The organism is Acidiphilium sp. (assembly GCF_049977125.1).
In the GTDB taxonomy this organism is placed as follows: Bacteria; Pseudomonadota; Alphaproteobacteria; order Acetobacterales; family Acetobacteraceae; genus Acidiphilium.
This window is the reverse complement of sequence record NZ_JBMFGY010000040.1, coordinates 1-24,696: the sequence shown is the minus strand read 5'-3', so window position 1 is coordinate 24,696 and position 24,696 is coordinate 1. Positions and strand designations below refer to the sequence as shown.

Genomic DNA, 24,696 nt, shown 5'->3' with positions numbered 1-24,696 from the left:
TTGTCGCTCATGGGCCGGCGAGCAGGCTGGTGGCGGCGTTGCGGGCGGCCTCGGTGATGGTTTCGCCGGCGAGCATGCGGGCGATTTCCTCGCGCCGCGCGGCGGGGTCGAGGCGGGTGACCAGGGTTTGGGCGCGGGTGCGGCCGCTGGATTTCGCGACCTGGAAATGGGTGGCGGCGCGGGCGGCGACCTGGGGCGAGTGGGTGACGACGAGGACCTGGGTCGTCGTTGCGATGCGGGCGAGGCGTTCGCCGACGGCGGCGGCGGTGGCGCCGCCGATGCCGCTGTCGACCTCGTCGAAAATCATGGTGCCGACCGGGGATTCGCCGGCGAGCACGACGTTGAGCGCCAGCAGCAGGCGGGAGAGCTCGCCGCCGGAGGCGACGCGGTCGAGCGGGCCGGGGGTGTCGCCGGGGTTGGTGGCGATGAGGAAGCGCACGGCATCGGCGCCGCGCGCGCTCCATTGCGGTTCGGGCAGGGTGGTGCAGGTGGCGATGAAGCGGGCGCGGTCGAGTTTCAGCGGCGGTAGCTCGGCGCCGACGGCGCGGGAGAGTTTGGCGGCGGCGCGGGTGCGGGCCTCGCTGAGGGCGGCGGCGGCGGTGAGATAGTCGGCGCGGGCGGCGCGGGCGGCGGCTTCGCATTGGTGCAGGGCGGCGGTGCCGGCATCGAGTGTGGCGAGGCGGGCGGCGAATTGCGCGAGCAGGGTGGGGAGTTCGATCGCGGTGACGCCGTGTTTGCGGGCCATGGCGCGGAGGGCGAACAGGCGTTCCTCGATGGCTTCGAGGCGGTTGGGGTCGGACTCGGCCTCGGTCGCGGCGCGGGAGAGCAGGGTTTCGGCTTCGGCGAGGGCTTCCTCGGCGCGTTCGATCGCGGCGAGCGCCTGGCCGATCACGGGACCCTGGTCGGCTTCGGCGATGCGGGCGAGGGCGCGGGCGGCGGCGCGCAGGGTGGCGGCGGGGCCGGTGGAGCGGCGTTCGCGCGGGGCGAGCTCGGAAAGCGCGGTGCCGATGGCCTCGGCGCGGCGTTCAGCGCCCTGGAGGTGCTGGCGCGCGGCGGCGAGATTGTCTTCCTCGTCGGGGCGGGGGGCGAGGGTTGTGAGTTCATCGACCGCGTGGCGAAGGAAATCCTCGTCGCGCTGGGCTTCGGCGAGGGCGGCGGCGGCATCGGCGCGGGCGGCTTCGGCGGCTTGCCAGGAATTGTGCAGCGAGGCGACGGTGGCGCGCAGGGCGTGATCGACGCCGTAATCGTCGAGCATGGCGCGCTGGGTCGCCGGATCGCTGAGGCCGATCTGGGCGTGTTGGCCCTGGATTTCGATCAGCAGATCGGCGACGCGGCGCAGCAGGGCGGCGCCGACCGGCTGGTCGTTGATCAGGGCGCGGGATTTGCCGTCACGCGTGACGATGCGGCGGAGCAGGATGTCCTCGCCCGGTTCGATGCCGTGCTGGTCGAGCAGGGTTTGCGCCTGATGGGTGGGCGCGACGGTGAAGGAGGCGGTGACGACGGCCTGCGGTGCCTCGGCGCGGATCAGCCCGGCGTCGGCGCGCGCGCCGAGGGCGAGGCCGAGCGCGTCGAGCAGGATGGATTTGCCGGCGCCGGTCTCGCCGGTGAAGACGGCGAGGCCGGGTTCGAAACCGAGATCGAGCCGGTCGATCAGCACCACGTCGCGAATGGAGAGCGCGGTGAGCATGACCGGGACGGCGGGCTTAGAGCAGCCCGAACAGGAAGCCGCCGGAGCCGTGCGGCTTGACCACCCCGTTCACGATGTGGTGGTTGCCGAGCTTGGCGTAGGCATCCTGATACCAGTGCGAGCCGGGGTAGTTGTAGCCGAGCACGGCGGCGGTGCGGACGGCCTCCTTGGTCAGGCCGAGGTCGAGATAGCATTCGACCAGGCGTTCGAGCGCTTCGGGGACGAAGGTGGTGGTCTGGTATTGCTGCACCACGATCTGATAGCGGCTGATGGCGGCGGCGTAGAGATTCTGGCGCTCGTAGAAGCGGCCGATCGCCATTTCATGGCCGGCCAGACGGTTTTGCGCGAGGCGGAGCTTGATCCGGGCATCACGCGCGTAGGCGCTGTCGGGGAAGCGGGTGACGACGTCCTGCAAGGCCTGCACGGCTTCGAGGGTGAAGGTCTGGTCGTGGTGGACGCCCTCGATCTGCTCGTAATAGCAGAGCGCGCGCAGGTAATAGGCGTAGGCGGCATCGGGGCTGGCGGGATGGAGTTCGATGAAGCGGTTGAGCGCGCCGACCGCTGAGTCGAAATTCTGCCTTCGGTATTCGGCGTAGCCATGCAGCAGTTCGGCATGGGTCGCCCAGGTGGAATAGGGGTAGTTGACCTCGATCTGGTTGAACGAGTCGGAGGCTTTTTTGTTCTCGCCCTTGTGGAGATAGGCGATGCCGTCGGCGTAAAGCGTGCCGGCGGGGGGCAGGGCGGCGGTTTTGCCGTCCTTGGCCTGAGCACCGGTTTTGGCCTGGGCGCCGGTGTGGGCGTGGCCGCCGCCGAACAGGCCGCACCCGCCCAAGGCCAGCGGGGCGAGCAGGAGGAGCATGGACAGACGCGGCCGGGTTGGGGCGTCATGCGGGGCGGGCGGAACGGTCTGGGGGTGCGCGTGCGTCATCGGGGCGGGCTTATAGCATGTGATTCGATCACGCGAAGCCTCCGGCGGGGTGGTTGAGGGCGAAAGGCGGCGAAGCAGGCCCCGGGGGATGAAAGAAGTTTTGGAATCCAGTGCGATGGCGCTTGCGCAGGGGCGGTTAAATGCGTATTTCTCGCCTCGGCTGCGAATACTCCGTTCGCGGCTCATTCCTGTTAGGGAATGTTTTTTCAACCGGCCCGGCGCTTGCCGGATCAGTCGAGGCTGTCGCCCGCATACCAAACCGGCCGCACCAGCGGTCTTGTTTCAAGGATTTAAACCGCTTCATGGGTTCAATCGCAACCGTTGCGCGCCAGCACGGCGCAGACCAATACACCGGCACTGATGATTTCGCTGCCTTGCTCGACAGCACATTGGGCAGCAACACCGGCTTTGAAGGCTCGGTGGTTTCAGGCCGCGTTTCACGCATCGACGACGAATTCGTCGTGGTCGATGTCGGGCTGAAGAGCGAAGGCCGGGTCCCGCTCAAGGAATTCGGCGGCCAGGAAGTCAAGCCGGGCGACGTGTTCGATCTGTTCATCGAGCGCTATGAAGACAAGGACGGCTCGATCGTCCTCTCCCGTGAAAAAGCCCGCCGCGAGGAAGCCTGGACCGCGCTGGAACGCGCGCACGAGGCACAGACCCGCGTCAACGGCATCATCCACGGCCGCGTCAAGGGCGGGTTCACCGTCGATCTCGGCGGTGCCACCGCCTTTCTGCCGGGCAGCCAGGTCGATATCCGCCCGGTGCGCGATGTGACGCCGCTGATGGGCATGTCCCAGCCGTTCCAGATTTTGAAGATGGACCGGGCGCGCGGCAACATCGTTGTCTCCCGCCGCGCCGTGCTCGAGGAAACCCGCGCCGAACAACGTTCGGAACTGATCCAGGGCCTCAAGGAAGGCCAGATCCTCGACGGCGTGGTCAAGAACATCACCGATTACGGCGCGTTCGTCGATCTCGGCGGCGTCGATGGCCTGCTCCATGTCACCGATATCGCGTGGCGCCGGATCAACCATCCCGCCGAAGCACTCACCATCGGTCAGCCGGTGCGCGTGCAGGTGATCCGCTTCAATTCGGACACCCAGCGCATCAGCCTGGGCATGAAGCAGCTCGAGACCGATCCGTGGGAAGGTGTGGACGTCAAATATCCGCCCGGCATCAAGGTCACCGGCCGCGTCACCAACATCACCGATTACGGTGCGTTCGTGGAGTTGGAACCCGGCGTCGAAGGCCTGGTTCACGTGTCCGAAATGTCCTGGACCAAAAAGAACGCCCACCCCGGCAAGATCGTGGCGACCAGCCAGGAAGTCGAGGTCATGGTGCTCGACGTCGATGCCAGCAAGCGGCGGATTTCGCTCGGCCTCAAGCAGGTCTCGCGCAACCCGTGGGAACAGTTCATGGACGATCATCCCGTGGGCTCGCTGGTCGAAGGCGAGATCCGCAACATGACCGAGTTCGGCCTGTTCATCGGCCTCGCCCCGGAAATCGACGGCATGGTCCATATGTCCGATCTGTCGTGGGATGAGCCGGGCGAGCTGGCGATGGCCAAGTTCAACAAGGGCGATATCGTCAAGGCGAAGGTGCTCGATGTCGATGTCGAGAAAGAGCGCATCAGCCTTGGTGTGAAGCAGCTCGAGGAAGACCCCGCCGCCGGCGTGCTCGATCGCGTCCATAAAGGCATGATCGTCACCTGCGTGATCACCGCGGTCCAGACCAACGGGCTCGAAGTGAAGGTCGACGACGTGCTCACCGGCTTTATTCGCCGCGCCGAACTGGCCCGCGACAAAGGCGATCAGCGCCCCGATAAATTCGCCGTCGGCGAAAAGATCGATGCCAAGATCACTGCCGTCGACCGCGCCGCCCGCAAGCTGCAACTCACGGTCAAAGGCAAGGAGATCGACGAGGACAAGCAGGCGATGGCCGATTTCGGCTCGTCGGATTCGGGCGCCTCGCTCGGCGACATTCTGGGGGCCGCGATCCGTCGCCGCAACCAGCAGGCGCAAGGCGAGAACTGAGCGATTCGGTTGGTTTGACCGGAGCAGCGCCGCCCTTCGGGGCGGCGTTTTTCGTAGGGGGCATCGTCCGCTGCCGCTCGTGTTGTGAGGACTGGCGTTGATGGAATGGTCGGACCCGGCAATCGTTTTGAGTCTGACGCCGTATGGCGAGGGGGATCAGCGGGCGATCGTGCTGACCGAGGCTTGGGGCGCGTGGCATGGTTTGGCGCGGGGCGGGGCGTCGCGCCGGGGGGCGCCGGTGTGGCAGGAGGGCAATCTGATCGCGGCGCGCTGGGTGGCGCGGTTGCCGGAGCAATTGGGCAGTCTGACCGGGGAGCTGGTGCATCCGGCGGCGGCGCTGGCGATGAACGATGCGCTGGCGCTGGCGGTGCTGCGGTCGGCCTGTGCGGTCGCGGCGGGGGTGTTGCCGGAGCGTGAGGCGCATCCGGCGGCGTTTCTGGGGCTGACTCGGTTGCTGGCGGGGATCGGCATCGCGGGGGCGGCGCTGCCGGCGCTGGTGCGCTTCGAGGTCGCGCTGTTGCGCGAGCTTGGCTATGGGCTGGATTTTTCGGCCTGTGCGGTGACCGGGGGGGTGGATGATCTGGCGTTCGTCTCGCCGCGCACCGGGCGGGCGGTGTCGCGCGCGGCGGCGGGGATCTGGGTGTCGCGACTGTTGCCGTTGCCTGGGTTTCTGGTCGGCGATGCGGCGGCCGATCTGGACGCGTGCCGCGAGGGGTTGGCGCTGACCGGGCATTTCCTGGCGCGCGATGCGTTCGGCGCGCGCCATGCGTCGCTTCCCTCGGCGCGGGTGGCCCTCTATGACCTGGTGCTGAGACGGATAAACGGAGAGATACATGCCGGATGATCTGACCGGAACCATCCAGGATACGCCGCTGGCGACCGCATTGTCGGAACGCTATCTGGCCTATGCGCTCTCGACCATCATGTCCCGCTCGCTGCCGGATGTGCGCGATGGGTTGAAGCCGGTGCATCGGCGGCTGATTTTCGCGATGCGGCAACTCAAGCTCGACCCGGGGTCGGGGTTCAAGAAATGCGCCCGCGTGGTGGGCGACGTGATGGGCAAGTTCCATCCGCATGGCGACATGTCGATTTATGAGGCGCTGGTGCGGCTGGCGCAGGATTTCGCCTCGCGCTACCCGCTGATCGAGGGCCAGGGTAATTTCGGCAATATCGACGGCGATAACGCGGCGGCGATGCGCTACACCGAAAGCCGAATGACCGCGATCGCGGCGGCGCTGCTCGAGGGGATCGACGAGGACACGGTCGATTTCCGGCCGACCTATGACAATGAGGATTCCGAGCCGGTCGTGCTGCCTGGCGCGTTTCCGAACCTGCTCGCCAACGGTGCCGCGGGCATCGCGGTGGGGATGGCGACCTCGATTCCGCCGCATAATGCCGGGGAATTATGTGCGGCCGCGATTTATCTGATCCGCCATCCGGGGGCGGCGACGGCGAAACTGCTGGAATTCGTGCAGGGGCCGGATTTTCCGACCGGGGGTGAGTTGGTCGAGGACCGCGAGACGCTTCGCCTCGCGTATGAGACCGGGCGGGGTTCGCTGCGGGTGCGGGCGCGGTGGAGCAAATCCGACCTCAAGGGCGGGATGTGGCAGATCGTGGTGACCGAGATTCCGTATCAGGTGCAGAAATCGCGCCTGATCGAGCAGGTCGCGGAATTGCTGGCGGAGAAGAAACTGCCGCTGCTGGGCGATATTCGCGACGAGAGCAGCGAGCATGTGCGGATCGTGTTGGAGCCGAAATCGCGCACGGTCGATCCCGACATGCTGATGGCGAGCGTGTTTCGTGCAACCGCGCTCGAGACCCGGTTTTCGATGAACATGAACGTGCTGGATGCCGAGCGGACGCCGCGGGTGATGAACCTCGCCGAGATGTTGCAGGCCTGGCTCGATCATCGGCATGTCGTGCTCGAACGGCGCTCGCGCCACCGGCTGGCGGCGATCGCGCGGCGGTTGGAGATACTGCAAGGTTATATCACCGCGTTTCTCAATCTGGACGAGGTGATCCGGATTATCCGCACCGAGGATGAGCCCAAGCCGGTGCTGATCGCGGCGTTTGCGCTGAGCGATGTGCAGGCCGAGGCGATTTTGAACATGCGGTTGCGCAGCCTGCGCAAGCTCGAGGAAATGGAACTGCGCCGCGAGCATCAGGCGCTGAGCGCCGAGCAGACGGCGCTCAACGCGATGCTCGATGATCCGGCGCAGCGCTGGGCACGGATCGAGGCGGAAATCGAGGCGATGCGGCAGAGCTTCGGCACCGGGCCGCTCGGGGCGCGGCGCACGAGTATCGGCGGGGCGCCGCGCGTGATCGAGGTGTCACCCGAGGCGCTGGTCGAGCGCGAGCCGTTGACGATCATTTTTTCCGACAAAGGGTGGGTGCGGGCGTTGAAAGGCCATGCGGTGGCCGATGCCGAGCTGAAATTCAAGGAGGGCGATCGGCTGCGCGCGCTGCTGCGGTGCTCCAGCGTCGACCGGATCGCGGTGTTTGCCACCAACGGGCGGATTTACACGCTGCGCGCCGCCGACCTGCCGCGCGGACGGGGGGATGGGCAGGCGATCCGGCTGCTGATCGAGCTTGGCAATGATGACGATGTCGCGACCCTGTTCGTCGCCGATCCCGCCGCGCGCTATCTGGTGGCGAATGGCCAGGGGCGGGGATTCATCGTTCCCGGCGCCGAGCTGGTGGCGGAAAAGCGGACCGGCAAGCAGATTCTGACGGTCAAGCCCGGCGAGGCGGCGAAATTCTGTTTTCCGGTCACCGGGGATCACCTCGCGGTGATCGGCGAGAACCGCAAGCTGCTGGTGTTTCCGCTCGATCAGGTGCCGGAGATGGCGCGCGGCGCCGGGGTGATTTTGCAGAAATACAAGGATGGCGGGCTGGCGGATGCCAAGAGTTTTGCCCTCGCCGACGGGCTGACCTGGCGGTTGGGCGACAAGACCCGCACGGAGACCAAACTCACGGAATGGCTGGGCGCGCGCGGCCAGGCCGGGCGGTTGCCGCCCAATGGCTTTCCCCGCGCCGGGGTGTTCGGCACGCCGCTGCCGAGTGATGGCGCCGGTTGAGGTGAAATCCACGGCCGGCGCGATTGCCGCGGCCGACCGCGCCGGATTGCCCGCTCTTGCCGGGTTGAGCCTGAATTTCCGCGCGATTTCGCTGCTCGAAGGGGTGCGGGCGGGGATTGCGGTGGCCGGCACCATGGCGCTGGGGTCGCTGCTGGGGCTGCCGCAACTGGGATTGGCGGCGCTGGGGGCATTGCTCGCCTGTTTCGCCGATCCGGGGGGTGCGGTGCGGGCGCGGTTGCCGCCGATGCTGATTTTCGGCGTGCTCGGCGCGCTGTGTTTCGCGGTGTTCGGGCTCATTCTGGCGCGCAGCCCGCCGGTTGCCGTTGTGTTGGCCGGGCTGACGATTTTCGTGTGCAGCTTCGCGCGGATCTATGGCCAGGGCGGGTTGCAGACCGGTAATTTGCTTGCCGTTGCGATTGTTCTCTCGCTCGACACGCCGATCAGGTCGGTGATGGCGGCGGTGGTGCCGGGGGTGGCGTTCTGGGCCGGGGCGGCGGGGGCGGCGCTGCTGACGCTGGCACTCTGGCGGATGCGCCCGTTTCATCCCGCACGGGCGGCGCTGGCGGATCTGGCGCTGGCCCTGGCCGCGCTGGCGCGTGACCTGATCGATCTGTCGTTGGAGTCCAATCCGGACGAGGAGGGGTTCGATCTGCATGCGCGTGGGCATCGGCGGGCGGTGCGCGAGGCGATCGAACGGGCGCGGAGCGTCACGCTCGCGACCATGCGCCGGCGGGGGGCCGCGAGCCAGCGGGCGAATGCGATCGCGCTGCGGCTGGCGACGTTCGATCAGATGTTCGGCGCGATGATCGCGGTTGGCGAGGCGATGGCGGCCGAGCCGGATCATGCGCCGGCGGCGCGGGCGGCGCTGCGTGATCTGGCGCCGCTGCTGGCGCTGCTGGCGCCGGCGATCGAGGCGGATCGCTCGCTCGATACACCCTCGATCCGCGCGGCGCTGGACGGCTTGCGCCAGGACATCGGCGCGATCGATCCGGCGGTGCCGGTCCGGCGGTTGCTCGATGTCGTGGCGGATCGGCTGTCGGTGATCGTGACGGTGTCGAACGCGCCGGGACCCGCGCGGCTCGCCGATCAGCCGGCGCCGGGCTGGCGCGCGCGGGTGATGGCGCCGATTCTCGCGAACTGGACGCTCGAATCAGTGCCGCTGCGCCACGCGCTGCGCACCGCGATCGTGACGACGCCGGTGCTCGGCTTTGTGCAATGGCTCGGTGATCCGTTCGGGCATTGGCTGGCGATCACCGTGATTTTCGTGTTGCAGCCGCATTTTTCGGCGACCTGGGTGCGCGCGCTCGAACGGGTGGCCGGCACCGCGGCGGGCGGGGGGATCGCGGCGCTGATCGGGCTTGTGTGCCACACGCGGTTGGAGCTGGCGCTGGCGATGATCCCGCTCACCCTGATCGCGTTCACGATCAAGGGGGTCAATTACAGCGCCTATGTCGCGGTGCTGACGCCGATGATCGTGCTGCTGATCGAACAGATCGAGCCGGGGATGAGCCAGTGGACGGTGGCCTTGTCGCGGGTGGGGTTCACCATCGCCGGCGGCGTGCTGGCGGTGGCGGCCAATCTGGCGCTGTGGCCGAGTTTCGAGGGTAACCGGCTGGGCGCGGCCTGCGCGGCGGCGATTGCGGCGCATCGGGCGTATCTGATCGCGAGTTTCGCCGCGTTGCTCGGCGAGGGGGGATCGCCCGAGGCGGCGCGGCGGCAGGCCGGATTGGCGAGCAATAATCTGGAGGCGTCGGTCGCGCGGGCGTTGATGGAGCCGCACCGGGCGTTTGATCCGCTGCTGCGGATGGCGCTGGTGGTCGATGCCGCGCTGCGCCGCACCGCCGGGCGATTGGCGGTGCTCAACCTCGACCCGCCGCCGCCGCGCGGCGACTGGGAGCGGTGGCGGATCTGGCGGGACTGGCTGGTCGCCGCGTTCGATCCCGCGCGCGGGCCGGTGCGGCCCCTGCCCGAACCGGTGGCGCGCGCGGCATCCGCCGAGAGTTTGACGCGGCTGGCGCGACAGGCCGAGCTGGTGTTCGGCGCGGTCCATGCGGAGCGTTTCGATGAACGGATCTGAGGCGGGAGCCGCCGCCGTGGTCAGGGGGTCAGACCTACGGGCCGGCGAGCAGGCGTTCGACGAAGCCGGTGAATAATGCGGGGTCGGCGTGGAAGACATGGGGCTGGATTTCGCTGATCCCCTCGGTCAGATAGGCGATGCCCTGGCCGCGCAATGCGGCGATGGCGGATTGGTCGGGGGCAGGGAAGCGGAGCATGCCGGTGATCGCGCCCGGTGGCGCGAAGAGCGCGTTGTGCATGCCCGATCCGGCCTGGCCGAGAATGATGTTCGCCTGGGCGAACAGCCCGATCTGGGCGGCGAAATCCAGTGTTTCCGGCTGGATCACCGTAAAGCCGAAGCGTTCGGCGGCGATCGCGGCGAGGTCCGGCTCGTTGGCGAGGCGACGCCACGGCGCCGCGGGGTTGGTGAAATCGCCGCGGGCGACGAACAGGCGCGGGCGCGGGGCGTCCGGCGGCAGGGCGGTGGTTGCCACGAAATCATCGATCAGCTCGGCGACCAGCGGGTGATAGCCGCCCACCCGCGTCAGTAACGGCAGAACGATCGCCTGATCGAGGTCGAGCTGTTCGGTCGCGGAATCGAACCAGATCGCCCGCGCCGGATCGATGCCGCAGTAACGGTGCAGCATGTCGATCATCCAGTTGGCCATCTGACGGTCGAGCACCGGCGCGGTGGTGGCGAACAATGCGGGAAATCGCCGCGCCAGCAACAGCTTGGGGAGCATCTCGATCAGGAAATGACCGTAAACCCGGACGCCCCAGCCATGAAACACCAGACCCGGCCGCCGCTCCCGGCGCACCGGCAGTGCCGTGGCCGCGCTCAGCAGGGTCGAGCCGGGCCGGTCGATCTCGGGGCGGACATAGACCGGCATGATCGCATTGTCGTCGAGCAACCGCCCGGCCGACCAGATCAATCCCGGACCGTTCAGACGCACCGGCAGCGGCCCCAGCGCCGCAAGGTCGAACGGCGGGCGCGATGGCGCTTCCGCATGATAGCGGCGCCAGTGATCCGAGACGAAGGCGGCATCCTCGATCGCCAGACGCGGCAACGGCGCCGGCGCCCGCGCCGCCGCCAGCCGCACCCGGCCCACACCGGACCCGCTCAGCACGGCAGGCTCGCCGGGTGGGGATCGGCGCGGCGGGGTAGCAAGGCCAGGGGCGCTGCCCCTGGACCCCGCCAAAGGCAGAGCCTTTGGAATCCACTCGTTTTAGTCCGGAGAGGGCGATGTCCCGGACTCTCGACCGATCTGGCCTGGATCGCCCTCTCCGGACTAAAACAAACGGGTTCTAAGGGCTGAGCCCTTAGTGGGGGTCCAGGGGGCAAAGCCCCCTGGCCTTGTCGCCTCACCGATCCCGCTTCCCATCCGGTGGGCATTACCGCTCGTAATGGGCCGAGACCAGGTGGTTGAGCAGGCGGACGCCGTAGCCGGTGGCGCCTTTGGGGGCGACGGCGGTGTCCTTGGTGGCCCAGGCCATGCCGGCGATGTCGAGATGGGCCCAGGGGGTTTTGTTGACGAAGCGCTGGAGAAACTGGGCGGCGGTGATCGAGCCGGCGGCGCGGCTGCCGCTGATGTTTTTGACATCCGCGATGTCGCAATTGATCTGTTTGTCGTAGGTTTCATCCAGTGGCATGCGCCAGACGGTTTCGCCGGTTTGTTTGCCGGCGGCGATCAGGCGGTCGGCCAGCTCGTCGTTATTGGCGAACAGGCCGGCGTTTTCGTGGCCGAGCGCGACGATGATGGCGCCGGTGAGGGTGGCGAGATCGACCATGAAGCGCGGTTTGAAGCGGTTTTGGGCGTACCAGAGCACGTCGGCGAGGACGAGGCGGCCTTCGGCGTCGGTATTGAGAACCTCGATGGTCTGGCCGGAGGCGGAGGTCACGATGTCGCCGGGGCGCTGGGCGGTGCCGGAGGGCATGTTCTCGACCAGTCCGACCAGGCCGATGGCATCGACGCGGGCCTTACGGCCGGCGAGGGCGGCCATCAGGCCGATCACGGTGCCGGCGCCGGCCATGTCCCATTTCATGTCTTCCATGCCGGCGGCGGGTTTGATCGAGATGCCGCCGGTATCGAAGGTGACGCCCTTGCCAACGAAGACGATCGGGTCCTTCGGCGTGATCTTGCTTTTTTTGCCCGGTTTGCCGGCGGGCTCGGGCTCCGAGGCGCCGAGCCATTGCATCACGACCATGCGCGGTTCGCAGGCGCTGCCCATGGCGACGCCGAGCAAGGCGCCGAAGCCGAGTTTCTCCATGTCGCGACGGTCGAAGATCTCGACCTTGACGCCGAGGGATTTGAGCGATTTGGCGCGGCCGGCCATTTCCTCGGGGGTGAGGATGTTGGCGGGTTCGGAGACGAGGTCGCGCGTGAGTTCGACGCCGTGGGCGAGGGCGGCGAGCGGGGCGTAGACGGTGGCGGCGGCCTCGGCATCGTCCGACAGGATGGCGAGGTGGGCGAGTTTGGGTTTTTCGTGATCTTTCAGCGTGGTGCGATAGTGATCGAAGCGGTAGGCGCGCAGGCGGGCGCCGAGGGCCGCGTGGGCGAGCATCGGGGCGGCGAGACCATCGCCGGCGATGGCGGCGGTGGCGTCCTTCATCACGGTGGCGACGGCTTTGGCGCCGGCGGCTTCGGCGCGGTGGGCGGTGAGGTCGGCGGAGGGGCCGATGCCGATGGCAACGACACGGTCGAGCCCGGCGCCGGGTGCGAGGAGGATGGCGCTCTGGCCGCGCTTGCCCTTGAATTCGGCGACGGCGAGCGCGCGGCTCAGGCCGCCGGCGAGCGCGGCATCGAGTGCCGCGGCGAGGCCGGTGAGGGGTTCATCCTCGCCGAGCAGCAGCGCGAGCGCGCCGGCGGCGGGAAGGCTGGTGTGGTCGAAATTGATCTCGATCATGCTGGTGCGTTTCATCCCTGTGGGTTCAAGTCGCCTGTTTCGGCATCATGCCCCTGTAGTTGCGGTTTTCCAAGCCCGGCGATAGGAAGCGGGCATGAATGACACCGATATGCTTGAGCTTGCGGCCGGTCTGGCGGCGGCGGCGGGGCGCGAAATCCTGGCGGTGCGCGCGGGGGGGTTCACCGTCGATCACAAGGCGGATTTATCGCCGGTGACCGTGGCGGATATGCGGGCGGAGCGGGTGATCGTGGCGGGGTTGCGCGCGGCGACTCCGGAGATTCCGGTGATCGCCGAGGAAGAGGTCGCGGCCGGGCGGATGATTGCGCCGGGGGCGCGGTTCTGGCTGGTCGATCCGCTCGATGGCACGCGGGAATTCGCGGCGGGGCGGGATGAATTCGCCGTCTGCGTCGGGCTGGTGGTTGAGGGCAGGGTGGTGCTCGGGGCGGTCGGCGCGCCGGCGCAAGGGATGGTTTATGGCGGCATCGTGGGCGAGGGCGCCTGGCGGCAGGATGCGGCGGGGCGGCGCGCGATCGCGGCACGTCAGTCGCCGGCGGAGGGAATGACCGTATTCGCCTCACGCCATTATGCCGATGACCCGGAGCTTGCCGCCTATCTGGCGCGCTACAAGGTGGCGCATCTGACCAATATCGGTTCGGCGCTGAAATTCTGCCGGTTGGCCGAGGGGGTGGCGGATTTTTATCCGCGGCTGGGCCGGACGATGGAATGGGATACCGCAGCACCGCAGGCGCTGCTCGAAGCGGCGGGCGGCCGGGTGGTGACGCTGGACGAACAGCCGTTGCTCTACGGCAAGCCGGGATTCGAGAATCCGCGGTTTCTCTGCTTCGGCCGGGGCTAAGGCGGGGGTTATCCCCGGATCGGCGCGGGACCGGCGGGGTCTGGCGCGGGGTGCCGGGTGAGGGCTTGCATCGGCCGGGACGCGCCGATTTCGAACACGCAGGCCTCGGCGCCGGTCGCGTGGCATGAAATTTCCCGCACCTCCGCCGCCGGATCGATCAGGGCACGGAACAGCCGCTCGAACGCGCCGGCATAATAGTCGCAGACCGGTTGATCGGCGGCGGTGTCGCGGCAGATCGGGCAGTTGCGCAGCTCGATCCGCACCGGTGTGCCGGCGCGGGCGGAAAACTGGCCGGTGCCGCAGAACGTCCAGCCGTTCTTGCCGATCGCGCGCAGCAGGGCGGCGCTCGCCCATCGCCGGGGCAGCGCGCGCAGCGCGGCCTGGGCGAGCGGGGGAATGCGGCGCGCCAGCAGATAGTCACCGGTCCGGACACCGGCATCGAAGCCGATGCGCCGCGCGGGGGCGATTCCGAGCGTCGCGCGCATTGCATTGTGCAGGGCGATGACCTCGGTCTCGGGCACCATCGCCTGCGGCATGGCGGTGAGGTAATGCGCGAGGCCGGCATCCGCGAAGATGCGGCGCTTCGCGGCGGCGAGATCGGCGGCGTCGAGCGCTTCGGCCAGACGCCAGACGGCGTTCGGGCCGATCTGCCCGAAGACATGGGGCGTTGCCATCGGGCGTCATGGACCGGGCGGCACCGCTGCCCGTTGCGCCGCGAGGCGCGCGGCGGCCAGCTTGCCGGCGTGGATCGTGTCGGTGAATTCGACCGCTTCATGCGCGGCATCGGCGCGGTGGCGGGTTTCATCGAAGTCGAAATCGACGGTCTTGCTCGCCTTGCCCCAGTAGTTGACCTTGCCGAGATCGTAGAATTTCCGCTCGAAACCGCTCTTGGCGAAGGCCTTCAGACAACCGAGCAGATAGGAGCGGCGGAATTTGTCGCGCTGCCACGGGTAGCTGAACAGGGTTTTGCGCAGATAGAACCGGCGGTAATTATGCATCACCCGGTCGAGCAATTCGGCCCGTTCCATCGAGTCGGGCTTCATGATCGGGGTGACGAAATTATACTTGGAGTAGTCGAACACCTCGACCTTGTCTTCCATGGTCTTGAACAGGTCCGAGAACGGCCATGGCGTGAACATCGCCCAATTCGCCATGTCGGGCGCCCAGTCGAGCGCCATTTTATAGGTCTCTTCCAGGGTTTCGCGCGTTTCGTTTTCCAGACCGACGATGAACTGCGCCTCGGTGACGATGCCGTTCTGTTTGAGCAGCTGGATCGCTTTTTTGTTCTGGGCGATCGTGGTTTCCTTGCGGAACAGATCGAGCTTGAGCTGCGAGGCGGCCTCGGTGCCGAGCGAGACATGGACCAGCCCGGCGCGGCGGTAGAGCGGCAATAACTGCTCATCGCGCAGAATATCGGTCACGCGGGTGTTGATGCCCCATTTGATCGGCAGGTTGCGCCGTTCCAGCTCCTCGCAGAACTGGACGAATTTCTTGCGGTGGATGGTCGGTTCCTCATCGGCCAGGATGAAGAACCCGACATTGTGGTCACGCACCAGGGTTTCGATTTCATCGACCACCTTGATCGGATCGCGCACCCGGTAATCGCGCCAGAATTTCCACTGCGAGCAGAAACTGCAGGTGAACGGGCAGCCGCGCGCGAAATTCGGGATCGCGACGCGCACGCCGAGCGGGATGTAATTGTAGTTCGGCCAGTTCAGGATACCCCAATCGGGGTTGATCGTGTCGACATCGGCGAGCGGGGGTTCGGCGGGGGTTGCGATGACCTTGCCGTCTTCCAGATAGGCGAGGCCGCGCACATTGGCGCGCGCGCCCAGCCAGTCGCCACCGGCCACCGCGTTCAGCAGATTGACGATGATCGCCTCGCCTTCGCCGCGTGCGATCACGTCAATCCATGGCGCTTCCACCAGAACCTGCTGATACATGAACGTGGCATGAATCCCCCCCAGCACGGTCACCGCGCGGGGATGGATTTCCTTGGCCATTTTCAGGATCGCCTCGGCGGCGTAGATCGAGGGGGTGATCGATGTCGCGCCGATCACGTCGGGCTCCACCGCCGCGATCCGCTCGCGGATCTGCTCGTCGCTCAGCCGATCGGTCATCGCGTCGATGAAGGTAACATCGGTATAGCCGGCGGATTTCAGGGCGCCGGCCAGATAGGCGGCCCAGGCCGGTGGCCAGTTGCCGGCAATTTCGGCGCCGCCGGAATGGTAGTTGGGATGGATCAGCAGAACCCGCATCGAGGCCTCCTCGCCTATCTGTCACACGGATGCTACAGGAGAGGAGCGGAAACGCCATTGATTTATGTCAAGTAAAATTGACATAAGCGCGATTTTGCAACGTCAGCTCGCCGGGTGTGCCCGCTTGGCGTACCCGCCTCAGGCCGGGCGCGGCGTGAACCCCGCGGCCGCGATACCGGCGATCGCGCAGGCTTCGTCGTTATCGGAGACATCGCCGGAGATCCCGACCGCGCCGAGGATGGTTTGATCCGCGTCCAGGATCAGGACGCCGCCGGGCACCGGCACCATCCTTCCCTGGGTGGCGGCGGCGAGGCCGGTCAGGAAGCCGGCGCCGCCGGCGTTCCAGCGGTCGAACAGCGTGCGCGATCCGGCGCCGATGGCAAGCCCGCCCCAGGCCTTGCCGGTGGCGATTTCGACCCGGGCGATGCCGGACCGATCCTCGCGCGCGAGGGCCACCATATGGCCGCCGGCATCGAGCACGACGATGGTGAGCGGCGCCAGATCGAGGGTGCGGCCGTGGGCGCGGGCGGCGCGGATGATGCTGTCCGCGGCGGTGAGGGTCAGTGTGGTCATGGTCAGGCTCCGGGGATTGATGTCAGGGGTTGCGCGAGGTCGTGGGTTTTCCAGGCACGATGGTTCGGCCAGAGGATGTCATCAGGTCGAACCGCGCTCTCGCGGTGTTTTCGGCGGGAACCGGGCCGGTATCAACATTCGATGAAATTCGCCGCCAGCCCGCCGAGCGAGGTTTCCTTGTATTTGCTGTTCATATCCGCCCCGGTCTGGCGCATCGTCGCGATCACCTGATCGAGTGAGACGCGGTGCGAGCCATCGCCGCGCGCGGCCAGCGACGCGGCGGTGATCGCCTTGATCGCGCCGAAGGCATTGCGTTCGATGCAGGGGATTTGAACCAGCCCGCCCACCGGATCGCAGGTCATGCCGAGGTGATGCTCCATCGCGATCTCGGCGGCATTCTCGATCTGCGCGTTGCTCGCGCCCCGTGCCGCGGCAAGTCCGGCGGCGGCCATCGAGGCGGCGACGCCAACCTCGCCCTGGCAGCCGACCTCGGCGCCGGAAATCGAGGCGTTGGCCTTGAACAGCCCGCCGATCGCCGTGGCGGTATAGATGAAATCGCGCATCAGAGCTTGCGTCGCACCGGGGCAGAAGTCGCGATAGTAGCGCAGCACCGCGGGGATCACCCCGGCGGCGCCATTGGTCGGCGCGGTGACGATTTTACCACCGGCCGCGTTCTGCTCGTTCACCGCCATGGCGAACAGGCTGACCCAGTCCATGGTTTCATGGGGGGCCTTATCGTTGCGGCTTGCATCGGACAGTAACTTGGCGTGCAGGGCGTGCGCGCGGCGGGCGACGTTGAGGCCGCCGGGCAGGGTGCCGGTGGCGCGCATGCCGCGTTCGATGCCGGACATCATGGTGGCGATGACACGGTCGGTATAGGCGCGGACGGTGGTTTGATCGCGCAGCGCGACCTCGTTTTCCCATACCATCGCCGCGATCGACCGGCCGGACGCCGCGCCGATCCGCAGCAGATCGACCGCGTTGGAAAATGGATAGGGCACCGCCCTGGTGATCGCGCCGAGATCGGCCGGCTCCTCCTCGCGCACGACGAAGCCGCCGCCGAGCGAGCACCATCGCTCGCGGGCAAGGACGGCGCCGGCGGCGTCGGCCGCGGTGAAGGCGAGCGTGTTGGGGTGGCGCGGCGTCGGGCCATCGTAGTCGAACACGATGTCGCGCGCGGGGTCGAACCGGATCGGGTGATCGCCGCCGAGCGGCAGGACGCCGGTGGTGGTCACGCCGGCGGCGATGACCTCGACCTGATCGGGATCGATCGTTTCGGGCGCTTCGCCGGCCAGGCCGAGAATAACGGCCGTGTCGGTGCCGTGACCCTTGCCGGTCCAGGCGAGGGAGCCGAACAGGCTGACCGTGACATGGGCGACACGGGTGCGATCCGCCAGAGCGGCGACGAAGCCATTGGCCGCGCGCATCGGGCCGACCGTGTGCGAGGAGGACGGGCCGATGCCGATCTTGAACAGGTCGAACAGGCTGATCATGGCATCACTCAGGATATTCGCGGCCGATTTCAGAGAGCAGCCCTATGACATAGGGGGTGAAGGAACGCCAGATTTCGAGGTGGAACGCGGTAATGCCGGTGCGCCAGAGCATGATCTCGGCCTTGGCGAAGAGGGTGCGGGTCGCCATGCCGGGGGGGAAGGCGGCGCGATCGAGGTCGAGCGGGCAGCAAGCGTTGAGCATCGCGGCCGCGTTCGGGCTTTCGAGGCGGATGCCGGTCTGGCGATGGCTGATGTCGACCAGCGAGAACGCGGCGCCTTCCATGGCGGTTCGGAGCGGGGCGGCAATGTCCGGATCGGTCGGCGCGGTGAGGATCAGCCAGTCATCCGGGCCGAGTCGCAGCGCGGCGCGCCCGCCCGCCGTGGCGGCGCGGTTGATCGGCACGGCGAGGTCGAGGCCGATCGCGCGGCCGGCGGCGGCGAGCGCCGCTTCGCGCACGCGCAGCGAAAACCGTCGCATCGGCGCGGCGGGGTGGAGGCGGTGGTCCCGCGCAACGGCAAGCGGGGTAGCGCGTGGTGGTTCGGCGGGACGGATGAAATCAGCCATCGAGCCGCACCCCTTCCTTGTCGTAGAACACCGGATCGGTCAGCGTCACCGCGACGCTCCGTCCCGGCAGCGGCACATGCAGCGTCTCACCGATCCGCGCCCGACCGCTGCGGACCATGGCCAGCGCGATCGAACGGTTGAGCGTCGCACTCCAGTAGGATGAGGTGACATGGCCGAGCATGGTCATCGGCACCACCTGCCCCGGGTCGGCGACGAGGTGGGAGCCTTCCTCCAGCACGAATTGCGGATCGTCGGTCAGCAGTCCGACCAGCTGCTTCCGATCGGTCTGGCTTGCCAACGCCGTCCGCGCCAAGGCCCGCTTGCCGACGAAATCGGGCTTCGCCTTGCCGATCGCCCAACTCAGCCCGACATCGTCAGGCGTCGCCGTGCCATCGGTCTCCTGCCCGACGATGATATACCCTTTCTCCGCCCGCAGCACATGCATCGTCTCGGTGCCATAGGGCACGATGCCGTGGGTCTGTCCGGCTTGATGCACCGCCTCCCACACCGCCCTGCCATCATCCGCCGGCACGTTGATCTCGAACCCCAGCTCCCCGGTGAAACTCACCCGGAACAACCGCGCCGGCACCCCGGCGATCCTGCATTCCACCACGCTCATATGCGGCATCGCCGCCGCCGCGATATCTGCCCCCTCCACCAATGGTCCGATCACCGCCCGCGCCAACGGACCCTGCACCGCGATCACCGCATACTGCTCGGTGGTCGAGGTCAGCCACACATCGAGATCGGTGAATTCGGTCTGCAGATAATCTTCCATCATGTTCAGCACCCGCGCCGCGCCGCCGGTGGTGGTGGTGACATGAAACCGATCCTCGGCCAGCCGCCCGATCACGCCGTCATCGATCACGAACCCGTCCTCGCGCAGCAGAATGCCGTAGCGCAGGCGGCCCGGCTTCAATTTGGTCCAGGCGTTGACATACATCCGGTTCAGAAATTCCGCCGCATCCGGCCCGACGATCTCGATCTTGCCGAGCGTCGAGGCATCGAACATCGCCACCCCGGCCCGCACCGCCAGGCACTCGCGCGCGACCGCCGCGTGCATGGTCTCGCCGGCATGCGGAAAATACCGCGCCCGCTTCCACAGCGACACATCCTCGAACACCGCCCCCTGCTCGGAAGCCCAGCCATGGATCGGCGTCTCGCGCACCGGTTCGAACAGATCACCCCGCGCATACCCCGCGAAATACCCGAACGGGATCGGCGTATAGGGCATCCGGAACGTGGTGGTGCCGATGCTCGGGATCGGCACGCCGAGCGATTTCGACACGATCCCCAGCGCGTTCATGTTCGAGGTCTTGCCCTGGTCGGTCGCCATGCCGGTGGTGGTGTAGCGCTTGACATGCTCGATCGAGCGAAACCCCTCGGCCAGCGCGAGCGTGATATCCTTCGCCGTCACATCGTTCTGGAAATCGACGAAGGCGCGCACGCCCGCCGGATCGCGCCCATGCGGCACCTCACCCAGAAACCCGGCCGCAACAGTCTCGGCCACCGGCGCCGCCACCGCCTGCCCCGTTGCCGAAAGCCCGGCCGCCCGGCCCGAGGCGATCGCGGCTTCGAGCGACTGGCAGCCCGAGGCAGCGCCGGCCGCAATCGTCGGTTCAGCCGGCGTCCCGGGGATGAAGGCATCGAGCGCCGGATCGAACGCGAGCTTGCCACGGCTCTGCGAGAACAGATGCACGCTGGGCGTAAAACCGCCGGACATCAGCACCAGATCGCAGGCAATCCGCTCGGCTTTCGCCTCCCCGATCGTGGCGGCGCTGACGGCCGAAACGCGCAGATTGCCCTCGGTGCCGGTGATCGTCGCATGGGTGCGGATCGGCAGCCCCGCCGCCCGCGCCGCCGCCACATGCGGCCCCTCCGGCGCATCCCGCAAATCCACGATCGCGGCAATCGCGACCCCCGCCCGATGCAGGCGCAGCGCGGCACGATAGGCATCGTCATGCCCGGTGAACACCACCGCCCGGTCGCCCGGCTTCACGCCGTAGCGCGCCACGTAAATCCGCGCCGCATCGGCCAGCATGATGCCGGGGCGATCATTGTCGGGAAACACCAGCGGCCGCTCGATCGAACCGGTCGCGGTGATCACCTGCCCGGCCCGCACCTGCCACAGCCGCCCGCGCGGCATCGCATCGTCCGCCTCGCCGGCATGATCGGTCAGATCCTGCGCCAGCCCGATCATGTTGTGCGGAAAATACCCGAACGCGATCGTGCGGCTCAGCACCGTCACATTATCGAACCCCACCAACTGCGCCCGCGCCGCCGCGAGCCACCCCGCCTGATCGGGCTCGGCCAGCAGCGCGCCCCCGATCTCGGCCTGCTCATCGCACAGAATAACCCGCCCGCCCGCCGCAGCGGCGGCGATCGCGGCACTGATCCCTGCCGGCCCGGCGCCGATCACCAGCACCTCGCAATGGGCGTAGCGCTGTGCATACCGCGCCGCATCGGGTGCGGCCGGCGAGCGCCCCAGCCCCGCGATCGCGCGAATCCGCGGCTCGAAAAACTTCGTCCACGCCCCCTTCGGCCACATGAAGGTCTTGTAGTAAAAACCCGCCGGAAAAAACCGCCACAACCGGTCCGTGACGCTGCCGACATCGCGCGCCAGCGAGGGCGAGCGGTTCTGACTTTCCGCCCGCAGCCCATGATAAAGCTCGACCTGCGTGGCCCGCAGATTGGGCGTGTAATGCGCCTCGTCGCGCCCCACGCCGACTAACGCGTTCGGCTCCTCCGCCCCGGCAGAGACGATCCCGCGCGGGCGATGATATTTGAAACTCCGCCCGACCAGATGCACCCCGTTCGCCAGCAGCGCCGAGGCCAGCGTGTCCCCCGCATGGCCGGTCATGGCTTTGCCATCGAAGGTGAACGGCACCGTCACCCGCCGGTCGATCAGCCCGCCGGACGCCAGGCGATATTTTTGTGTCATGCCGGCGCCTCACCGATCTTGTAGGTCTGCTCGAAAAAATCCGTCACGGTGTTGCGCCGCGCATTGAAAAACCGCCCGCACCCATGCGCATGCCGCCACCGTTCGGCGTAACTGCCGCGCGCATTGCTCCGCTGGTACAAAAACGCGGTCCACTCCGCATCGGTGGCGCTCGCCGGGGCGCGCACCACATGCGCCTCGCCGCCATAGGAAAACTCGATCTCGGGCCGCTCGCCGCAATAAGGGCAGGCAATCACTAACATTTCAAATCTCCCCGATCAGTGCGCAACCGCGGCCGCCGCCGCCTCGTCGATCAACCGCCCCGCACCGAACCGCTCGAGGTTGAACGGCGCATTGATCCTGTGCGGCTCGTCCTTGGCCATCGTGTAGGCGAACAGATCCGCCGAACCCGGCGTCGCCTTGAACCCGCCGGTGCCCCAGCCGCAATTCACATACAGGCCCGGCACCTCGGTCTTGGCGATGATCGGCGAACGATCCGGCGTGACATCGACGATGCCGCCCCAGTTGCGCAGCATCCGCATCCGCCGGAATATCGGAAACAACTCGCAAATCGCTTCGAGCGTGTGCGACGAAATATGCAAAGCCCCGCGCTGGCTGTACGAAATATACGCATCCGTCCCCGCGCCGATCACCAGCTCGCCCTTGTCGGACTGGCTGATATAGGCGTGAATCGTGTTCGACATCACGACACACGGAAAAATCGGTTTGATCGGCTCGGACACCAGCGCCTGCAACGGATAACTCTCGAGCGGCATCCGCTGCCCCGCCATCGCCATCAACACCGATGTATTGCCCGCCGCGACAATCCCCAACCGCCGCGTCGCGATCGCACCCCGGCTGGTCTGCACACCGCTCACCCGACCGCTCGCATCACGATCGATCCCGGTGACCTCGCAATTCTGAATGATGTCGACCCCGAGTGCATCCGCCGCCCGCGCATACCCCCATGCCACCGCATCATGCCGCGCCGTGCCCGCCCTGCGTTGCAACGCCGCCCCGGTCACCGCATGGCGCATCCCCGGCGCGATGTTCAACGGCGGACAGAACGATTTCGCCTGAGCGGCCGATAACCACTCGTTATCGACGCCGTTCAACCGGTTCGCATGCACATGCCGCTTGAACACCTGCTCGTCATGCACATTATGCGCCAGCATCATCACGCCACGCTGCGAGAACATGACGTTATAATTCAAATCCGCCGACAACCCCTCCCACAACTTCACGGAATGGTCGTAGAGCGCGGCACTCTCGTCGAACAGATAATTCGAGCGGATGATCGTGGTGTTCCGCCCGGTATTGCCGCCGCCGATCCACCCCTTTTCCAGCACCGCGATATTCCGCAGCCCATGCTTCTTCGCGAGGTAATACGCCGTCCCCAGCCCATGCCCGCCACCCCCGACGATAATGGCCTCATAGGCTGGTTTCGGCGCCGCATCACGCCATTGACGACTCCAGCCTTTCTGGCCGGATAGCGCCTCTTTAACCAGAGTAAGGGCGGAAAACTTCTGCATGAAAAGCTCCAGATTAAAGGCCAGGGCTCTGCCCTGGACCCGCTGGGGCCTTAGGCCCCAGACCCCGCTAGTTAGACATGGCGACGCGCGGGAGACGCGCACTCACTCGGCACAACCCTTGTATAATTCCGTCATCGCTGCGCCTGCTCCCACCCCTGGGCGACATAAAACGGCGCATTGCTCGGCGGGAGCAACGCAACCCCCTTAATGTGATCCGCCGCCTTCTCGCCGATCATGATGGTCGGCGCATTCAAATTCCCCGTCGTCACCCGCGGCATGATCGAACTGTCCGCAACCCGCAGCCCCTCCACCCCGATCACCCTGGTGTCCGGCGCGACCACCGCCATCGGGTCATCCACCGCACCCATCCGGCACGTCCCGCACGGATGATACGCGCTCTCGACATTCCTGCTGATATACGCATCGATCTCGGCATCACTGACCACACCGCTCCCCGGCGCGATCTCGCGCCCCCGAAACGGCGCGAACGCCTCTTGCGCAAAAATCTCCCGCGTCAGCCGCACGCACGCCCGCATTTCCACCCAATCCTCGGGATCGCTCATGTAGTTGAACACGATCGACGGCGCCGCCGCCGGATCGGCCCCGCGCAACCGCACCCACCCCCGACTGCGCGACCGCATCGGCCCGACATGCGCCTGAAACCCATGCTCGGACGCAATGCCCTTGCCATCATACCGCACCGCAAGCGGCAGGAAATGATACTGGATGTCGGGATAATCCACCCCCGCGCGCGAGCGAATGAACCCGCAACTCTCGAAATGATTGGTCGCCCCCAACCCGTCATGCAACGCCAGCCAGCGCAGGCCGATCAACGCCTTCGCCAGCGGATTCATCCTGGAATACAACGTAATCGGCTGAGTGCAGGCATACTGGAAATAAAACTCCAGATGATCCTGCAAATTCTCGCCCACACCAGGCCGATCCGCGACCACCGCAATCCCATGCGCCCGCAACTCATCCGCCGGGCCAATCCCCGACAATTTCAGCAACTTCGGCGAATTGATCGCCCCGGCCGCCAAAACCACCTCGCGCCGCGCCCGCACCACAACCTCCTGGCCACGTCGCCGATACGCCACCCCCACCGCACGCGACCCCTCGAACACCACACGCGACACCAGAATGCGGGACTCCACCGTCAAATTGGCCCGCCCCCGCGCCGGCCGCACATACGCATTCGCCGCACTCCACCGCCGGCCGCGATGCACCGTCATGTCCATCCGGCCGAACCCCTCCTGCTGATACCCGTTGACATCCTCGGTCACCGGATACCCCGCCTGCCGCCCCGCCTCGATGAACGCCCGATACAGCGGATTATCCAACCGCCCGTATTTCGTGTGCAACGGCCCCTCATGCCCCCGCCACGCATCGCCCCCCGCCTCGCGAGTCTCCGCCCGCTTGAAATAGGGCAACACATTCCGATACGCCCAGCCCCGCGCACCCATCTCCTCCCACCGGTCGAAATCCAGCGGATTGCCGCGAATATAAACGAGCCCGTTGATCGAAGACGACCCGCCCAATACCTTGCCACGCGGTGTGTGCATCCGCCGCCCGCCCAAATGGACCTCAGGCTCGCTGTGATACCCCCAATCATACTTCGGCATGTTCATCGGCATCGACAACGCACTCGGCATCTGAATCAACACCGATCGATCCGACCCGCCATACTCCAACAACAAAACCGAAACCCCGGCATCCTCCGATAACCGCGCCGCCACCACACACCCCGCGGAACCCGCTCCGACAACGACGTAATCATACTCGGTCATGGGGTTGGTGCCT

18 protein-coding genes are annotated in these 24,696 nt (G+C 67.0%); 5 read left to right on the top strand and 13 right to left on the bottom strand.

Annotation, left to right across the window (positions count from 1 at the left end):
* Positions 1-7: 7 nt before the first annotated feature.
* Both recN and ACP5E6_RS08525 read right to left on the bottom strand, forming a co-directional pair.
* Positions 8-1,687, bottom strand: coding sequence for a DNA repair protein RecN (gene recN, locus ACP5E6_RS08530; RefSeq protein WP_427953791.1), 1,680 nt, complete (start codon positions 1,685-1,687; stop codon positions 8-10).
* A 16-nt stretch (positions 1,688-1,703) separates the two neighbouring features.
* On the bottom strand, positions 1,704-2,615 hold the full coding sequence (locus tag ACP5E6_RS08525; RefSeq protein ID WP_427953790.1) for an outer membrane protein assembly factor BamD: 912 nt from the start codon (positions 2,613-2,615) through the stop codon (positions 1,704-1,706).
* A 302-nt stretch (positions 2,616-2,917) separates the two neighbouring features.
* Between ACP5E6_RS08525 and rpsA the strand changes: the two genes are divergently transcribed.
* From rpsA to ACP5E6_RS08505, 4 genes are all read left to right on the top strand, one after another.
* A complete protein-coding gene (gene rpsA / locus ACP5E6_RS08520) occupies positions 2,918-4,645 on the top strand; it encodes a 30S ribosomal protein S1 (RefSeq protein WP_427953788.1) in 1,728 nt (575 codons plus the stop codon).
* Between the two features lie 100 nt (positions 4,646-4,745).
* Entirely contained in the window at positions 4,746-5,489 is a 744-nt protein-coding gene (recO, locus tag ACP5E6_RS08515; protein ID WP_427953786.1) for a DNA repair protein RecO, read from the top strand.
* Positions 5,479-7,722, top strand: coding sequence for a DNA topoisomerase IV subunit A (gene parC, locus ACP5E6_RS08510; protein ID WP_427953784.1), 2,244 nt, complete (start codon positions 5,479-5,481; stop codon positions 7,720-7,722). Before recO ends, parC begins: the two co-directional genes overlap by 11 nt.
* A 1-nt stretch (position 7,723) precedes the next feature.
* Positions 7,724-9,799, top strand: a complete 2,076-nt coding sequence (locus ACP5E6_RS08505) for an FUSC family protein (protein WP_427953782.1) — start codon at positions 7,724-7,726, stop codon at positions 9,797-9,799.
* A gap of 34 nt (positions 9,800-9,833) precedes the next feature.
* On the opposite strand, the gene ACP5E6_RS08500 is transcribed toward ACP5E6_RS08505, so the two are convergent.
* Both ACP5E6_RS08500 and ACP5E6_RS08495 read right to left on the bottom strand, forming a co-directional pair.
* Entirely contained in the window at positions 9,834-10,904 is a 1,071-nt protein-coding gene (locus ACP5E6_RS08500; RefSeq protein ID WP_427953780.1) for a glycosyltransferase family 61 protein, read from the bottom strand.
* A gap of 265 nt (positions 10,905-11,169) precedes the next feature.
* On the bottom strand, positions 11,170-12,681 hold the full coding sequence (locus tag ACP5E6_RS08495; protein ID WP_427953797.1) for a leucyl aminopeptidase: 1,512 nt from the start codon (positions 12,679-12,681) through the stop codon (positions 11,170-11,172).
* A gap of 94 nt (positions 12,682-12,775) precedes the next feature.
* On the opposite strand from ACP5E6_RS08495, the gene cysQ reads away from it, so the two are divergent.
* On the top strand, positions 12,776-13,537 hold the full coding sequence (cysQ, locus tag ACP5E6_RS08490) for a 3'(2'),5'-bisphosphate nucleotidase CysQ (RefSeq protein ID WP_427953778.1): 762 nt from the start codon (positions 12,776-12,778) through the stop codon (positions 13,535-13,537).
* Between the two features lie 8 nt (positions 13,538-13,545).
* Here cysQ and bchJ read toward each other — a convergent pair whose 3' ends face one another.
* The 9 genes from bchJ to betA all read right to left on the bottom strand — a co-directional run bounded on the left by bchJ (position 13,546) and on the right by betA (position 24,683).
* Positions 13,546-14,211 (bottom strand): bacteriochlorophyll 4-vinyl reductase, encoded by a 666-nt coding sequence (bchJ, locus tag ACP5E6_RS08485; protein ID WP_427953776.1) that lies wholly within the window; start codon positions 14,209-14,211, stop codon positions 13,546-13,548.
* Positions 14,212-14,217: 6 nt separating this feature from the next.
* Positions 14,218-15,795 carry a magnesium-protoporphyrin IX monomethyl ester anaerobic oxidative cyclase gene (gene bchE, locus ACP5E6_RS08480; RefSeq protein ID WP_427953774.1) on the bottom strand — a complete coding sequence of 526 codons (1,578 nt, stop codon included), beginning with the start codon at positions 15,793-15,795 and terminating at the stop codon, positions 14,218-14,220.
* Between the two features lie 138 nt (positions 15,796-15,933).
* Positions 15,934-16,368 carry a GlcG/HbpS family heme-binding protein gene (locus ACP5E6_RS08475; RefSeq protein WP_427953772.1) on the bottom strand — a complete coding sequence of 145 codons (435 nt, stop codon included), beginning with the start codon at positions 16,366-16,368 and terminating at the stop codon, positions 15,934-15,936.
* Between the two features lie 131 nt (positions 16,369-16,499).
* Entirely contained in the window at positions 16,500-17,861 is a 1,362-nt protein-coding gene (locus ACP5E6_RS08470) for an L-serine ammonia-lyase (RefSeq protein WP_427953770.1), read from the bottom strand.
* Between the two features lie 4 nt (positions 17,862-17,865).
* Positions 17,866-18,426: a sarcosine oxidase subunit gamma gene (locus ACP5E6_RS08465; protein ID WP_427953768.1), complete on the bottom strand. Its 561-nt coding sequence runs from the start codon at positions 18,424-18,426 to the stop codon at positions 17,866-17,868.
* The gene (locus ACP5E6_RS08460) at positions 18,419-21,367 is read right to left on the bottom strand and encodes a sarcosine oxidase subunit alpha family protein (protein ID WP_427953766.1); all 2,949 of its coding nucleotides are present in this window, start codon (positions 21,365-21,367) and stop codon (positions 18,419-18,421) included. The genes ACP5E6_RS08465 and ACP5E6_RS08460 overlap by 8 nt, the downstream gene beginning before the upstream one ends.
* Complete coding sequence (locus ACP5E6_RS08455) at positions 21,364-21,627, bottom strand: sarcosine oxidase subunit delta (protein WP_427953764.1); 264 nt, start codon at positions 21,625-21,627, stop codon at positions 21,364-21,366. Before ACP5E6_RS08455 ends, ACP5E6_RS08460 begins: the two co-directional genes overlap by 4 nt.
* Before the next feature lie 15 nt (positions 21,628-21,642).
* Complete coding sequence (locus tag ACP5E6_RS08450) at positions 21,643-22,896, bottom strand: sarcosine oxidase subunit beta family protein (RefSeq protein WP_427953762.1); 1,254 nt, start codon at positions 22,894-22,896, stop codon at positions 21,643-21,645.
* 131 nt (positions 22,897-23,027) lie between these two features.
* Positions 23,028-24,683 (bottom strand): choline dehydrogenase, encoded by a 1,656-nt coding sequence (gene betA, locus ACP5E6_RS08445; protein ID WP_427953795.1) that lies wholly within the window; start codon positions 24,681-24,683, stop codon positions 23,028-23,030.
* Positions 24,684-24,696 lie beyond the last annotated feature (13 nt).

Excerpts from the sequence above, each read along its gene's own strand:
- recN (WP_427953791.1), bottom strand. The coding sequence starts at position 1,687 with ATGCTCACCGCGCTCTCCATTCGCGACGTGGTGCTGATCGACCGGCTC.
- ACP5E6_RS08525 (WP_427953790.1), bottom strand. The coding sequence starts at position 2,615 with ATGACGCACGCGCACCCCCAGACCGTTCCGCCCGCCCCGCATGACGCC.
- rpsA (WP_427953788.1), top strand. The coding sequence starts at position 2,918 with ATGGGTTCAATCGCAACCGTTGCGCGCCAGCACGGCGCAGACCAATAC.
- recO (WP_427953786.1), top strand. The coding sequence starts at position 4,746 with ATGGAATGGTCGGACCCGGCAATCGTTTTGAGTCTGACGCCGTATGGC.
- parC (WP_427953784.1), top strand. The coding sequence starts at position 5,479 with ATGCCGGATGATCTGACCGGAACCATCCAGGATACGCCGCTGGCGACC.
- ACP5E6_RS08495 (WP_427953797.1), bottom strand. The coding sequence starts at position 12,681 with ATGATCGAGATCAATTTCGACCACACCAGCCTTCCCGCCGCCGGCGCG.
- cysQ (WP_427953778.1), top strand. The coding sequence starts at position 12,776 with ATGAATGACACCGATATGCTTGAGCTTGCGGCCGGTCTGGCGGCGGCG.
- bchJ (WP_427953776.1), bottom strand. The coding sequence starts at position 14,211 with ATGGCAACGCCCCATGTCTTCGGGCAGATCGGCCCGAACGCCGTCTGG.
- bchE (WP_427953774.1), bottom strand. The coding sequence starts at position 15,795 with ATGCGGGTTCTGCTGATCCATCCCAACTACCATTCCGGCGGCGCCGAA.
- ACP5E6_RS08475 (WP_427953772.1), bottom strand. The coding sequence starts at position 16,368 with ATGACCACACTGACCCTCACCGCCGCGGACAGCATCATCCGCGCCGCC.
- ACP5E6_RS08470 (WP_427953770.1), bottom strand. The coding sequence starts at position 17,861 with ATGATCAGCCTGTTCGACCTGTTCAAGATCGGCATCGGCCCGTCCTCC.
- ACP5E6_RS08465 (WP_427953768.1), bottom strand. The coding sequence starts at position 18,426 with ATGGCTGATTTCATCCGTCCCGCCGAACCACCACGCGCTACCCCGCTT.
- ACP5E6_RS08460 (WP_427953766.1), bottom strand. The coding sequence starts at position 21,367 with ATGACACAAAAATATCGCCTGGCGTCCGGCGGGCTGATCGACCGGCGG.
- ACP5E6_RS08455 (WP_427953764.1), bottom strand. The coding sequence starts at position 21,627 with ATGTTAGTGATTGCCTGCCCTTATTGCGGCGAGCGGCCCGAGATCGAG.
- ACP5E6_RS08450 (WP_427953762.1), bottom strand. The coding sequence starts at position 22,896 with ATGCAGAAGTTTTCCGCCCTTACTCTGGTTAAAGAGGCGCTATCCGGC.
- betA (WP_427953795.1), bottom strand. The coding sequence starts at position 24,683 with ATGACCGAGTATGATTACGTCGTTGTCGGAGCGGGTTCCGCGGGGTGT.